This window comes from Gordonia otitidis NBRC 100426, from assembly GCF_000248075.1.
Taxonomy (GTDB): domain Bacteria; phylum Actinomycetota; class Actinomycetes; order Mycobacteriales; family Mycobacteriaceae; genus Gordonia; species Gordonia otitidis.
On the sequence record NZ_BAFB01000026.1, the window covers coordinates 9,111 to 24,499 of the forward strand.

At 67.0% G+C, this 15,389-nt stretch carries 3 protein-coding genes; all 3 read right to left on the reverse strand.

Annotation, left to right across the window (positions count from 1 at the left end; genetic code table 11):
• Positions 1–37: 37 nt before the first annotated feature.
• Genes GOOTI_RS02895 through GOOTI_RS02905 form a run of 3 tightly spaced genes read right to left on the reverse strand, consistent with a single transcriptional unit; the run spans position 38 to position 15,386 of the window.
• A complete protein-coding gene (locus GOOTI_RS02895) occupies positions 38–4,504 on the reverse strand; it encodes a type I polyketide synthase (protein WP_007237059.1) in 4,467 nt (1,488 codons plus the stop codon).
• A complete protein-coding gene (locus GOOTI_RS02900; protein ID WP_007237060.1) occupies positions 4,501–9,906 on the reverse strand; it encodes a type I polyketide synthase in 5,406 nt (1,801 codons plus the stop codon). The genes GOOTI_RS02895 and GOOTI_RS02900 overlap by 4 nt, the downstream gene beginning before the upstream one ends.
• A complete protein-coding gene (locus tag GOOTI_RS02905) occupies positions 9,903–15,386 on the reverse strand; it encodes a type I polyketide synthase (protein WP_039993225.1) in 5,484 nt (1,827 codons plus the stop codon). Before GOOTI_RS02905 ends, GOOTI_RS02900 begins: the two co-directional genes overlap by 4 nt.
• Positions 15,387–15,389 lie beyond the last annotated feature (3 nt).

Genomic DNA, 15,389 nt, shown 5'->3' on the forward strand with positions numbered 1-15,389 from the left:
GCGTCGGTGTCGGCCCGCACGGCGTCTGACCCGCACGCTATTGTCGTGCACCGGCTTCTCCCAGGTCGAAGTCGGAAGAGAGGTCGATGAATTCGAGTTCTTCCCCGGCGGATTCGGCCTCGTCGGAGATGATCGCCTCGCGGGCGAGATCGGTCAGGGCGACGACGAACGTGTCGGCAAGACGCCGCACCAGCTCGGCATCGACCACACGGTGGTCATACCACCAGTCGACGTGGACAGCGCCACCCGCCCGATAGACCCGAACCTCTACGGGGTGACCCAATCCCGGTGGTGTGTCGCGGAGTGCGATGGCAGCCTCGCTGCTGAGCGACACGGGGGCCTCTGCGGTCTCGTTCGGCAATTCGGGGACGGCGCCCGCGAACGTCAGGAGGAGATCCGCGGCCGGCGCAGACTCGAGACGTCTCGCGGTTGGTGCGTACAGATACCGCAGCGCACCGTAACCGACGCCTTGATGCGGTACGTCGGTGACGGTCTCACGGATCTGTTCGAGACGCTCGGCTGCCGTGTATCCGCTGACCGCCCTACAGCGCAGCGTGATCGGGTGCACAGCCGAGAACGAACCGACCGTCCGCCGTGGGTCGAGTTCGGGGCGTAGTACCGCGCGGCCATTGCCTGCGAGGTCGACGGCGAGTTGGCCGTCGGCGAGTACACCGGCAACGGTGCGCCCGAGTGCGGTGAGCACGAAATGGTCGAGTGGAAAGGTCAATCTACGACGCGCGTCGTCGAGTTCCGTTGTCTGGTTCTCGGTCAACGCCGTCGCCACTCGGATGAAATGTCGCGCCGATGGACGCTCGGCCACACCGCCTCCGGTGAGCGCGAGGTTGACGTCGGCAGTGGCGTTCAGCCAGTACTCGCGTGTGGCTTGCACCGCTGGATGAACGGCGAGTTCCGCCGACAGTTGTGACCATTCGCGCCACGGTGCGGCGACGGGGGCGAGAGTGATCTCCTCCCCTGCCAGCACCTGCCCGAACGCGGTGAACACATCGGTCAACAGGATGTCCCTGGACTCACTGTCGGCGACGAGTCCGTGCACCGAAAGTGCCAGGTACGTAGGACCATCCGGTGCCGTCACATGCGCGGAGATGAGTGGGACGACCGTTTCGTGTGACCCGGCGACGGCGTCGTCGAGTACCTGGATGATCTCATGTCGGCGACCCTCCTCACCTGCCTCGAGGCCCGCGCCGATCGTGGCCGTGATCAGATCAACCGAGTCGATCTGCGCGCCGATGCGCTGCTCGACGACACCTGCGGTGTCGACCAACTGCATACGCAGCGCGTCATGGTGATTCACGATCTCGGTGATGACCCGTCGGACCGTGTCGGCGTCGATATCCGACCGGAGTCGCAGGATGACCGGAATGCGCCACGAGTTCGGTTCGATGAGCCCACGTTCGAGGAACCGGGTGACGTTCGGTGGTACGGGCAGGTGATCGGGATCTGCGTCGACCTTGCGTCCCAGGCCGCCCTGTTCATAGCGTGCGGTGAGCCTCTTCGCCAGGCCAGCGACCGTCTGGTTCTCGTACAGGTCCTGAGGAGTCAACTCCAATCCCTCGTGAGACGCGCTCATGGCGATACTGATCGCGATGAGTGAATCGCCGCCGATCTCGAAGAAGTTGGCATTGCGGTCGACGTCGGCAACGCCTAGGCACTGTGCCCAGATCCTGCCGAGTACGTCCTCCATCGGCGACTGACCACTGCGTGTCGCGGTGACGGCGGCATCGGCCGACGCATCGGCCCCGATGGTGCCGGATCCGACGAATCTGGCCGCGGTGTTGTGCTCGACCCAATGCCGTTGCCGAGCAAAGGGATATCCGGGCAGCGTCACCCGCCGACCCGGGTCGGCGGTGCCGTCGAGATCGACCTCGACTCCCGCGGCCCAGAGCGCACCGAGCCCGAGCAGGAAGGTGGTGGCGTCGTCACGATTCTGGGCCGGGTGGCGCATCAACCGAACCGCGCGATGCCTGTCCGACCACGACGGGTGCCGCGCCGCCGCGCCGGTGAGCGTGCCTCCGGGGCCGACCTCCACGAGTACCCGGGTCGGGTCGGTGAGTAGGGTGCCGACCTCGTCGGCGAACCGGACGGTTGCGCGGATCTGTCGGGCCCACGTGGCGGGGTTGGTGGCCTCGTCTGCCGACATCCAGGTACCCGAGATGTTCGACATGAGGGGTATCTCGGGCTCGTGCAGGGTCAGTTGCGACAGGAACGCGGTGAACTCCGCGACGACCCCGTCCATCAGACGCGAGTGGAACGCATGTGACGTCCGGACCCGCCGGGCCGCGATGCCCTTGTCACCGAGTCGCGCGGTGAACTCTGCGATCGCACTCTGCGAACCCGCGACGACGCAACTACCAGGGTCGTTGACGGCGGCGACGTCCACCTCACCGTCGAGCAGTCCGGCGATATCAGCGGGACCGCATGGCACCGCCACCATCACGCCACGCGGCGCGGCATTCATCAACCGCGCCCGCATCGACACGGCCTTGACTGCGGTCGGCAGGTCGAAGACGCCGGCGATCGTGGCGGCCGCGTACTCGCCGATGCTGTGTCCGGCGAGTGCCGACGGGACGATTCCGCGCGACATCGCCAGCTTGGCGAGGGCGTACTCGACTGCGAACAGTGCGGGCTGGGTTCGATCGGTTCGCTCGAGAGTTCGCGCGGAACCGTCGAAGATGTCCGTGCGAAGATCACTGCCGAGCTCTGCATCGAACAGGTCGACGACCGCGGCAAAGTTCTCGGCGAAGACGGGCTCGGACTCGATGAGTCCCTGCGCCATTCCGATGTGTTGCGCGCCTTGGCCCGGGAAGAGGAACGCGACGCGCTCGCCGGTTGTCTCGACGCCGACGCCCTCGCCGACGAAGACGTCGTCGTGTTCGTCGGCGCGGAGAACGGCCGCCGCGTCGGCTGTGCCGTCGACGACTGCCGCCAGCCGCACCCGCTCGGTACGACGTCCCGCGAGAGTGTATGCCACATCGGCGATGTCGAGCTCTGGACGCTTGTCGAGTTCATCGGCGAGCGCGCGACGTCCGAGGTCGAGGGAATCTGCGGAGCGTGCCGAGAGCGTGAGAATCCGGGGGCCGGCTCCCGGTGAGGCCGGGACAGAGTTCGGAGCCTCTTCGAGTATGACGTGCACGTTGGTCCCGCCGACCCCGAATGCACTGACCCCGGCGCGTCTCGGACCGGCTGACTCCCATTCGCTGTGGTGACCGCGAACCTCGAACGGACCACGGTCGAGATGGAGTTCGGGGTTTGGTGCGGTGTAATGCAGAGTGCCGGGAAGGGCCTTGTTCTCCAGGCACAGCACGGCCTTGATCAGACTCGCGATTCCGGCCGCCGTCTCGAGGTGGCCGATGTTGGATTTCACCGACCCGAGCACGCAGGGGCCGACCCGTTGCTCCTCGGCGAGTTCGAACGCCTGTCGTAGCCCCTCGATCTCGATCGGATCGCCCAGAGGTGTTGCGGTGCCGTGGGTTTCGACGTAGCCGATGGAGGATGCATCGACTTCAGCGAGGGCGTGTGCCTCGGCGATGACCTCTGCCTGTCCGGCAGCGTTCGGTGCGGCGTAGTTCATCTTCGTCGCGCCGTCGTTGTTGACCGCCGAGCCCCGGAGGACGGCGTGGATCCGGTCGCCGTCGGCGAGGGCGTCGGAGAGTGGTTTGAGTAGTACGGCCCCCACACCGCTGCCGAAAACCGTTCCGTCGGCACGTACATCGAATGGTCTGCAGTATCCGCTCGGGGATGCCATCGACCCGGGTTCGTGGAAGTAGCCGACACGGTTGGGTACGCGGATCGACGATCCTCCCGCCAGGGCCATTTCGCATTCGCCGTTGAGGATGCTCTGGGCTGCGAGGTGAACGGCGAGCAAGGAGGACGAGCAGGCGGTTTGGACTGCGAAAGCGGGGCCGCGGAGGTTGAATTGGTGAGCCACCCGGGTGGCCAGATGGTCCTTGTCGTTCTGCAGTGACAGGTTGATCATCTCGAAGCTGGCGCCCTCACCGATCACCTTCGCAGGATCGAGGTGCGACATGAGATTGTGCAGCAGATAACCACTCGCAGAACTGGTTCCGAACACGCCGACGTTGACCTCGATCTCGGCGGGATCGTAACCGGCGTCCTCGAGCGCATGCCACGCGGTCTGCAGGAAGAGACGGTGCTGCGGATCCAACGTTCTCGCCGCCTGTGGAGTGAATCCGAAGAACTCCGCGTCGAACTCGTCGATTCCGTCCATCGCGGGCGCGCGGCGTACGTAGTTCGGGTTCGCGAGGGTCGCCTCGCTGACACCGGCGGCACGGAGTTCGTCCTCGGCGAGTGAGACGATTCCCTCCTCGTCGGCACTGAGCGAACGCCAGAACTCCGTGACCGATCCAGCACCGGGAAACCGGCCCGCCATCCCGATGATGGCGATCGCGCCCGACGGGAACGCATCGGAGTTCACGTCGACATCGGAATCAATGCTGCGTGATTGGTACGCACTCGTCGTCGTCATACTCGTTGCCCCGTCCTGCGCCGTGCAGCGCGCTGGCGCGCCGCGGCCCGTTGCTGGGCGCGTTCCCGCAGCCCACCGGATGTGTCGGTCTGCTCGGCCTGCGCGAGGTCGAGTTGGCGGATCAGATCGGCTGCCAGATCGCGTGAAGAAGCGCCCTGCAGCAGCAGCGCGACCGGGGGCTCGGCACCGAAGTCGCCGCGGACTGTGTTCCGGATACGCACGGCCATCAGCGAATCCATGCCGAGTTCGGTCAGTGCGGAGTCCGGATCGACCGCCGAGTTGTCGGCATATCCCATGATCGTGGCGATTCGGGTGCGCAGCCGCTCGGTCACCGCATCGAGCACTGCCGCGGAGTCGAGTTGCCGTAGTGCATCCACCCCGGCCCACCCTTCGTCGTCGTCGACGGCTCCGAGTTCGGCGACAAGGGGCGCGAAGTAGCCGAGTCGGTTGAGCTCGGGGAACGCGGCGGCGGCGCGGTCGAGACGTAGTCGGACCACGCCCGCGTGGGCGACGTCGTGACGCAGGATGGACTCGAGCGCTTCGACGCCCTCCTCGGGGGTGATCGGATCGATCGCCACCATCGAGAGGGTTTGTGCGACACCGACCTGAGCCCACTGACCCCAGTTGATCGCAGTAGCGGGCAAACCCGCTGCGCGTCGCCATGCCACGAGTGCGTCGGTCCACGCGTTGGCGGCAGCGTAGGCGCCCTGGCCGGGCGAGCCGAGCAGTGACGCCACCGAGGAGAACACGATCCACCAGTCCAGCTCACGGTGTGCGCAGGCGTCGTTGAGTGCCAGTGCACCCCCGACCTTGGGGCTCCAGACACGGTCGAGTGCTGCGGGCGAGAGAGCACTGACGAGTTCGTCGTCGATGACTGCGGCGGAGTGCATGACACCACGCAGCGTCATCCCGGTTTCCTCGGCAGCGGCGACCAGGCCAACCGCGACGCCGGGTTCGGTGATGTCACCCTGCACATAGACGACTTCGCAACGCGATTCGAGGTCGACGAGGGCGGCGCGCTGCGCGTCGTCGGCGGCGCTGCGCCCGTTGAGGACGATGCGGCCGGCACCGCGATGTGCCAACCACTGTGCCATGACCAGACCGAGGCCGCCGAGGCCACCGGTGAGGACGTACGCTCCGTCGCCGCTCACCGGCGGGGTGTCCGCTGCGACACCGAGAGTGGTGCGAGTCAGTTGCGCGGCATATCGCACACCGTCTCGCCACGCGACGATGTCGTCTGCGGTACTCGCCGACAACTCGCCGACGAGTTCGCTCAGGGTGTCGCCCGCATCGTCGAGGTCGACGAGCGTCGTGTGCAGATCCGGGTGTTCGTAGGCGAGCACACGTACCAGGCCGGTGAGCCCTCCCACAGCGGGATCACCGGCCTCTCTCGGGTCGACACAGAGGCCATCTCGGGCGACGATCCACAGGCGGGGCGGCGTTGCGTGCCAACCATTCACAAGGCAGCGAACGGTCGACGAGATCGTCCAGACCAGATCGCGCGCCCGAGCCGCGGACGCGGCGCTCGCGTCGAAGCCCTGTTTGTCGACCACCACGACCACTCCGACAGGAGGACTGGACGGTTCGGCGGTCAGTGCTGCGATCCCTGCGGCGATCGCGGCGTCGTCACTCATGTCGGCGGTGAGGACACGCCGGTGGTCCATGGTTTTGACCGTGTGGGCGAAGTCGTCGGCGAGCACATCCGCCGGCGCGTCGTCGGCAAACGAGCTCAGCACCAGCCAACTTCCGGAGGCGATCCCGGCCGCGGCATCGGTCGACAACGGCGACGGCACCCAGGAGGTGTCGAACAGTTTCTGCTCGAGCGGTAGCGGAACGGTATGGCTGCCCACGCGTCGCAGGTAGACGTCCGACGCCGCGGCAACCGGTCGGCCGTGGTCGTCGGAGAGGACGAAGGAGCCGATCTTGTCCGTCCCGTTCTCCGCGTCGACGACGCGCGCCGAGCAGGTCGCACTCCGGCCGATGGGACCGAAGGTCCGCAGCTCTCCGATTGCGACGGGCAGGTAGGTGGCCTCCGCGGGCTCGGCCAGCGACGCCGCGGGCATCGCCGCGGCAACGCCCTGTAATGCCGCGTCGAGCATCACCGGATGCAGTCGGAATGCGGGGTTGCCGGTTGCTTCGTCCGGGAGCACGATCTCGGCCTCGGATGCGCCTCCGTCGGCTCTGACGATGCGGGTCAGAGCCGCGAATCCGCGGCCATGGTGCGCACCGGTGCGTCGCAGGGCGGTGTAGAAGTCCGCGGCCGACACGACCGAACCTGTGACCGGTGCTGGCGTCGGAGGTGTGTGTCCGTCGGGGGCGGTCGTGACCCTGCCGACTGCGTGGCGACGCCACGTGCCCTCGGCATCGCGCGAGTGGATTTCCACCCGCGCACCGTCGTCTGTCGGGGTCATCTGCGTCGTGACACGCACCGTCGCGTCGACCGGGAGCATCTGCTCGACTTCGACCCGGTCGAGAACGAGACGATCACCCGGAATGTCGAAGGCTTCCGATCCCGCAGCGAGGATCATCTCGGTGAAGCCCGCGGCAGGCATGACCGACTGCCCGTGGACACTGTGGTCGGCCAACCACGGTGTGGTCCCGATGCCGATCTCTGACTGCCACAGATGTCCTGCGGCCGCGGGCAACTCGATGTGCACGCCCAGGAACGGGTGTGCACCGGCGGCCATACCGGACGGCCTGGTGGCCATCCAGTAGTGCGTATGGTGCCAACGCGCCGGCGGCAGATCGACGAGTGACCCGTCGGTGTGCTGGCGGGTACCCTCCGACGCTGCCTGTATCGCAGCGAGATTCGCGTGGAACACCAGGGTCTCGTCGTCGTTGCGCACGACGCTTCCCAGCACAGCGGTGTCGCCGCGTGGTCGTGCGACCGAAAGCGTGTCGTTGATCGCATGCGTGAGCAGGGGGTGCGGACTCATCTCGACAAAGGTCGAGTACGTCTGTGCCGCCGTCGTGACCGCCTGCGTGAAACGCACCGGGTTACGCAGATTTCGCGCCCAGTAGTCGGCGTCCATGACCGTCGACTCACCATCGCGCGAGACGGTGGTGAACAACGTGATGGCAGGCGCCGCCGGAGCGAGATCGGCCAGCGCCGTCCGCAATTCGTCGAGGATCGGGTCGACGGTTCTGTGATGGGATGCGACGTCGACCTCGACCCGCTTGGCCAGGAGATTGCGTCCCTGTACCTCGGCGATGATCTTGTCTATCTGTTCGGGCGGGCCGGCGACGACACTCTGGTTGACGGACGCGTGGACGGCGAGTGAGACGTCGTCGTACGCGCGCACCAGGGCGTCAGTGGTGGCGGCATCTGCCTCGATGAGTGCCATGGCGCCCTGCCCCGAGAGGTCTCGTGCCATGAGCTTCGACCGCGTGGCGATCACCTTGAGGCCCTCGGCCCGCGTGAGCGCACCCGACACGATCGCTGCAGCGACCTCGCCCATCGAATGTCCGATCACCGCGTCGGGCTCGATCCCGTAGGACCGCCACAGGGCGGTCAGTGCGAGCTGCATACCGACGATCACCGGCTGGATGCGGTCGATCCCGACGACGGGGGCGCTCGACGCGATCACCTCCCGCAGCGAGAAGCCGACCTGCGCGACGAAATCCGGCTCGATCTCGTCGACGGCGATCCGAAATGCCTCTTCCTGGGCCAACAGGGCGCGGCCCATGCCGGCCCATTGTGCGCCCTGACCCGAATAACAGAAGACGGTGCCGGGACCATGTATGCGCCTCGTCGGCGGCACAACACCTGACGCCGGGGTTCCGGACGAGAGCGCGCGGAGACCGGCGACTGCCTCTGCCCGGTCACGGGCGGACACACTTCCGACGGGATCGGTTCTGCTGCGCTGACGGTCGAGGGTGTATGCGACGTCGGTGAGTGACACGGCCGGCTCGGACTCCAGCCAGTCAGCGAGCGCGCCCGCCCACGATTCGGCACGATCGGTGGTCTTCCCGCCGACGAACAGTGTGGTCACTGACCGTGGTGCGTCGACGTCGCGTGTCGCTGTGAGTGGTTCGGGGCCCTGCTCGATCACGATGTGCGCGTTGGTGCCGCCGAGTCCGAACGACGAAATGCCGGCGCGTCTCGGTGCGTCGGTGACCGGCCAGGGAGTGGTCTCGGTGGGCATCACGATCCTGGTGCCCTTCACGTCGATCGCAGGATTCCACCGTGTGAAGTTCAGGTTTGCCGGGACCGCGCCGTGATGGACCGCCAATACGGCCTTGATGAACCCGGCGATTCCCGCGGCGGCCTCGAGGTGGCCGAAATTCGACTTCACCGCTCCGAGCGCGAGTGGTGCCGTGCCCTTGCCGTACACGGCGGAGAGAGCGTCGAATTCGATGGGGTCGCCCAGTGCGGTTCCGGTGCCGTGGGTTTCGATGAAGTTGACGGACGAGGCGGGAACGTCACCCGCTGCGAGTGCACGCGTGATGACGTCCTTCTGTGCGGGCGCATTGGGTGCTGTCAGTCCGTTGGACCTGCCATCCTGGTTGGTGGCCGAACCGCGTATCACCGCGAGAACCCGATCGCCGTCACGGACGGCGTCGGTGAGACGTTTGAGCACGACGACACCCGCGCCTTCGCCACGCACGAAGCCGTCCGCGTCGACGTCGAACGCGTTGCAGCGTCCGCGGGGCGACAACATGCCCCACTTCCCCAGCGCGAGTTGTGTTTCCGGCTTCTGGATGAGATTGACGCCACCCGCGAGACCGAGGTCGGTCTCGCGCGAGCGCAGACTCTGGCATGCGAGGTGCAGCGACACCAACGACGACGAGCATGCGGTGTCGACAGCGACCGCGGGTCCGCGGAGTCCGAGAAGATACGCGACACGTCCGACGGTGACCGAATGCGCGTTCCCGGTGGCCGAATAGGCGTCGATCGCGGTGTGATCGGCTGCCGAGTTGGCCTGGTATTCGTTGTAGTACACACCCATCATCACCGCGGCACGTACGCCGTTCACCGTCTCCGCGCTGTAGCCGGCGTTCTGCAGGGCCTCGAGCGCGACCTCGAGCAGCACCCGCTGCTGGGGGTCCATGGCCTCGGCCTCACGCGGAGTGATGCCGAAGTAGTCGGCGTCGAAGCCACTGATGTCGGTGAGGAAGCCACCCCACTTCGACGGCATCCGGCCCGGCACGGATGGATCGGGGTCGTAGTACTCCTCGGCGTCCCAGCGATCTTCGGGTACTTCGACGATCCCGTCACGGCCGTCGGTCAACAGCGACCAGTACTGCTGCGGGCCGCGGACCCCACCGGGGAAACGACAGCCGATCCCGACCACTGCGATGGGCTCGGCACCCGAGATACGGGCTGCCTTGTCGAACTGTTCCGACAACGCCCCGCGCTGGCTGGAATTCATCGCGGACACACGGTTGTAGGTCGTCTTCATGCGTCACCACTCTCGGTTGTCGCCGACACGGATTCCGCGTCGGCGAAGGGATCGTCGGACAGCGACTCGACGCTGTCGAACAAGCTGTCCAGGACGCTGTCGACGTCGGACTCGTCCGCCTCTGATTCGGGGATCGCCGCGCGGCGTCTGGGCTCGAGGAGATCGGTCAGCAAATCGCTGAGGGCTTCGATGGTCGGGTGGTTCCACAGCATCGTCGCCGAGAGATCCATGCCGACGAGGTGGCGCGCATCGCGCAGCACCGTCATGGCCATCATCGAGTCGAGCCCCAGCTCGGGAAAGGGCTGGTCGATGCGCAATGCGTCGGCGGGCATACCGATCTCGCGGGCGAGAATGGCACGCAGACGCCCGCGTAGTTGCTCGCGCGTGTCGCTCTCCGACAGCGCCGCCCAGTCCGGGGCGTCCACCGCCTGCCCGCCCGCGTCGCCGTGTGCGGAGTCCCCAAGGGGCTCTGCAGCCGCGAACCGGAGTCCGCGCAGCACCGCGATCACCGATCCGTCCTGTGCGGTGATCGCCGCGTCGGCCGTGAATCCGTCTGTGTCGCCGCCGGTGTGGCGGATCTCGGCACGCGCGTTCCCGAGTGAAGTGTCGGCACCGTCGGTGCTGACGTCGATCGACAGAGCATCCACGCAGACCGGGAACATGAGTTCATCGTGGGAGTCGTCGAGCAGACGAGCGAGATGCACGGCCGCATCGACGAATGCCACGCCGGACGGGCCGGCGACCTCGATGTCTGCTGACAGAGTTCCGCGAGAAGTACTGTGGCTGACCACATTCCACGGATACGGCTGCCCGTCGATGCCCCAACGCTGTTGCAATCGGTGTGCGTCGTCGGCGTCGAATCCCGTGGGCGCCGAGTCGTCGGTGACGGCATCGAGCACGGGCTTCGCGGACGCTGTCGTGGTTCGGGCGGTCACATGCACGACCCACTCGTCGACACCTGCGCCGGGTGAGGTCGCCGACGACACCATCAGTTCGCCGTCCGCGTCGATCGACACCCGCACGACACGGGTCCGGTCGGCGACGACGGGATACTGGAACCGAATCCGGCCGACTCCTGCCGCGCCTGCCTCGTGTGCGGCACGAGCGACCGTCGCCATGAGCACCGACGCCGGAACGACGTCGACGCCCTGCACGAGATGCGATCCCGGGTAGGGCAACTCGGTGGGTTCCAAGCGTCCCTGCCACCTGTGGACGTAGCCGACGTCGGTGTCGGTGTCAGCGTCGCCGAGTACCGTTCCCGGCCGGACCGACGGCAGTTCTGCGAGGTCTGTGATGTGGCCGGGGCCCGACGATTCGTCGATCCCCAGCAATTCGTCGACGATGCGGAACGAGGTCCGCATCCGATACGCCTGCGCGAGGCGTTCCCAGTCGGCACCGATGACGATCGGCCGGACCCCCGCTCCCGGCGCCAACAGCATCGGAAGAGTGCTGATCGCCTTGTCGTTCGGCATCGGGGTGAGGCCTGCCGCAGCCGTCTCGGGCTGGGCATCGGCCCATGACTTCCACAGCCCCCAGTCGATGACCGTTGCGGGCAGCCCCATGGCATGCCGCGCGAACCCGACCGCGTCGGCGTATGCGTTCGCGGCCGTGTAGTGGCCCAGCCAGCGGGAGCCGAACAGGCCTGTGACGGAGGAGAACAGCACGAAGCGGCGCACCGGTGTGCGCAACGTGAGTCGATGCAGTACGTCGACTGCATCGACCTTGGGACGGAACATGGCTGTCGCGTCGTCGTCGGACATGTCGACGAGTTCGGCTGCGCCACCCGCGAGAGCGGCGATGTAGACACCGTCGAGGGGCGGAAGGTCCGCTCCGAAGCGGGTGAACAGCTCGGCCATTGCGCCGGGGTCGGCGGCGTCACCCTCATGGGTGACGAGTGTCGTGCCGCTCGCGGCGAGCTCCTCGGTCAGCTCTGCAAGTACGCTGCTGCCGCTCCGCGAGACCGCGACGACGGTCCCGGCCCCCATGGCGGCGAGCTGCCGGATGAGATCCGGGCCGACGTTCCCCGTCGCCCCGACGACCAACTGCGTGGCCTGTGCGGGGAGCGTGGCGATTCCTGTGGGGACATCCGCACGCCGGAGGCGCGGAACCAAACGCCGGCCTGCCCGGTACACGACCTGGTCGTCGCCGTCGTCGGACGCAGTTTCGGCCAGCAGGTGAGCGGCGACGAGCTCCGGGGGGACCAGCGCAGCGACATCTGTCGCACCACTGAAGATGTCTGGACGTTCCAGCCCGAGTGTCCGGCCGAAACCCCAGAGCACCGCTTGGCCGGGGTCCGCCGGTTCGTCGTCGGCGACGGACTGCGCGTTGCGGGTGAGGATGTGCAAACGCGCGGAAGACCCGGCTTTGCCGGCGAGAAGCGTCGCGAGGCGCCGTGCCGTACCGAACGTGCGATGCGCTGCCCCGACGGTGTCGGCACCGGACGGAGCGGGCGCGTAGAGGACATGTGTCGTGCCCTCGAGTGACTCCGCCGTCACATCCTCTGCACCGAGAACACGGGCGCCGCCCAGCAGCGCGGCGATCTCGTCGGCACAGGGATCGTCGGACACGACCAGCCAGCACTGGGCGCGAGGGGTCGGGGTAGGGGCCGGGGTATGCGGGACCGGGACGATAGCGCGCTCGCGCCAACCCAACTCGAGCAGCCACTCCCCCAGGACACCGTGACGTAATGGAGAGCCGCCGCTGAGCGCGTCGCTCCCGGGTCGTCCCGGGCCGCCCGCATCGGCCGCAGAGCTCACCGGAGCGTCGGGCACCCTCACCCAGTACCGAGAGTGATGCCACGGCGTGTGGGGCAGACGGACGAACTGCGCGGGCTCGGACACCGATGGAGGTGTGCTCGTGTGTGTCGCAGCGAGATTGGTGCCGAACGTCACCAGGTCATCGGTGTCGCGGTAAAGCGTGCCAACACTGTGATGGTGTTCGTCGCGCAGTGTCTCGTCGAGCGCGTGCGTGAGCAACGGGTGCGGACTGACCTCGATGAATGTTCCGAATCGGCTTCCGGCTTCCGCGACAACCTGGCTGAAGCGGACCGGATTCCGCAGATTGCGACACCAGTAGTCCGCGTCCATGCGAGGCGACACGGCCCCGCTCGGATCTGCCGTGGACAGCAACGGGATGGTCGGCTCGTGCGGGTTCAGATCCGCCAGTGCGGTGCGTAGGTCGGGAAGGATCGGATCGATGATCGGGTGATGGGAGGCCACGTCGACCTCGACTCGCCGCGCCAGTCGCTCGGACGCTGCCACACGCGCCACCAGGGAGTCGACCTGTTCCGGCGGACCCGCGATCACAGTCTGTCCCGGCGCCGCGTACACCGCGATCGTCACGCCGTCCACACTGCGCACGAGGTCTTCGGCCTCCGCTGCGTCGATGCCGAGCAGCGCCATGGCGCCCTGCCCCGACAACGCCGACATCAACCGCGAGCGGGTGGAGATGACTTTCAATCCGTCGGCGACGGTGAGCGCTCCCGACACCACCGCTGCCGCTACCTCGCCCATCGAGTGACCGATCACCGCGGTCGGTTCGACGCCCTTGGACCGCCACAGCGCCGTGAGGGCCAACTGCATGCCGACGAGTACCGGTTGGATGCGGTCGATCCCCACGACTGCGCAGCCGGAGGCGATGGTGTCGCGCAACGAGAATCCGGCCTGTGCGATGAAGTCGGGTTCGAGTTCGTCGACGGCGGCCGCGAATGCGGGTTCGTCCTGCAGGAGCCGTCGGCCCATCCCCGCCCACTGCGAGCCCTGTCCCGAGTAGACGAACACCGTACCGGGTCGGCACACGCCGTTGTGCACGCCGACGACACCCGGTGCCTTGTATCCACCTGCGATCGCACGCAGGCCCGCGATGGCCGAATCCTTGTCCGCTGCGGTGACGCTCGCGAATGTCGGATAGGACGCGCGGTGCTCGGCGAGGGTGTACGCCACCGCCGAGAGTGGGGTGTCCGCGCCGGCCCCCCCGAGCCAGTCGGCGAGGACTCCCGCTGTTGTCGCGACACGCTCCCGCGTCTTACCGGCCACGACAAGTGTGTTGACGAGTGGTTCGGGACGCACGGCCGTGCTGACGGTCGGGTCCGGCGCCTGCTCGATGACGATGTGGGCGTTGGTGCCGCTGACACCGAACGACGAGACACCCGCTCTACGCGGTCGACCGGTGTCGGGCCAATCGGTGGGTTCCGCGGCGATCGTGAATGCGGACGCCCCCTCGCACGCGTGCGGGTTGAGCGAGGAGAAGTGCAATTGACGGGGAATGTGAGCGTTCTCCACCGCGAGTACTGCCTTGATGAAACCCGCGACGCCCGAGGCGGATTCGAGGTGACCGAGATTGGTCTTGACCGAACCGACGACCAGCGGTGCCGCCTCACCGCGCTCTCCGAACACGTTGTACAGCGCGTCGAGCTCGATGGGATCCCCGAGTGGCGTCCCTGTGCCGTGCGCTTCGACGTAGTCGATGTCGGCGGGGTTCAGTCGCGAGGCGCCGAGTACGCGACGCATCAGAGCCTGTTGCGCCGGACCGTTGGGAACGGTTTGCCCGCTGCTCGCGCCGTCCTGGTTCACACCGGTACCGCGGATGACCGCGAGGACGGGGTCGGAGTCACGCACGGCGTCGGACAGACGCTTGAGTGCCACGACGCCGCAGCCCTCGCTGCGCACATAGCCGTTGGCGGCAGCGTCGAAGGCCTTACAGGTGCCGTCGGGCGCGAGCATTCCCCAGCGCGAGCACGCGATGCTGTTCTCCGGGGACAGGTTCAGGTTGACACCCGCGGCGAGCGCGCTGTCGGATTCACGACGCCGCAGGCTCTGACATGCGAGGTGGATCGCTACCAGCGAGGACGAACAGGCGGTGTCGGTGACCACGGCCGGTCCGTTGACCCCGAGGAAGTAGGACAGACGTCCGGCAGCGAAGTTCGCAGCATTGCCGAAAGGTATGTAGGGGTCGAGTTCCTCCGGTGCGAGCTTACCGGCGAAAGACAGCGTGTAGTCATTGGTCGTCATACCGACGAACACGCCGGTTTGTGTGCCGCGCAATGACTTCGGCGTCCACCCGGCATCTTCGATCGCTTCCCAGGCTACCTCCATGAGGAGCCGCTGCTGCGGGTCCATACCAATGGCCTCGCGCGGGGTAAGGCCGAAGAACTCGGCGTCGAATTCGTCGGGATCCCAGTGGGTGAGGAATCCACCCTCTCGGTTGACGATCGTGCCGGGGATGGTGTGATCCTCGGCAAAGAATTCGTCGGCGTCCCAACGGTTGTCCGGGACACGCACCACACCGCTTCGCCCCTCGGTCAGCAGATCCCAGTAGTCTTCCGGGTCGCTGACGTCGCCGGGCAACCGACAACCCATGCCGACGACTGCGATGGGTTCGGTCTCGGCCTGCTCGGCGATTGCGAGCTTCTTGCTCAGGTCGTCGATCTTGCGGAGCGCATCGGTGATGATCGCCCGTCGATCGGAGGTCTCGGGAGCCATCGG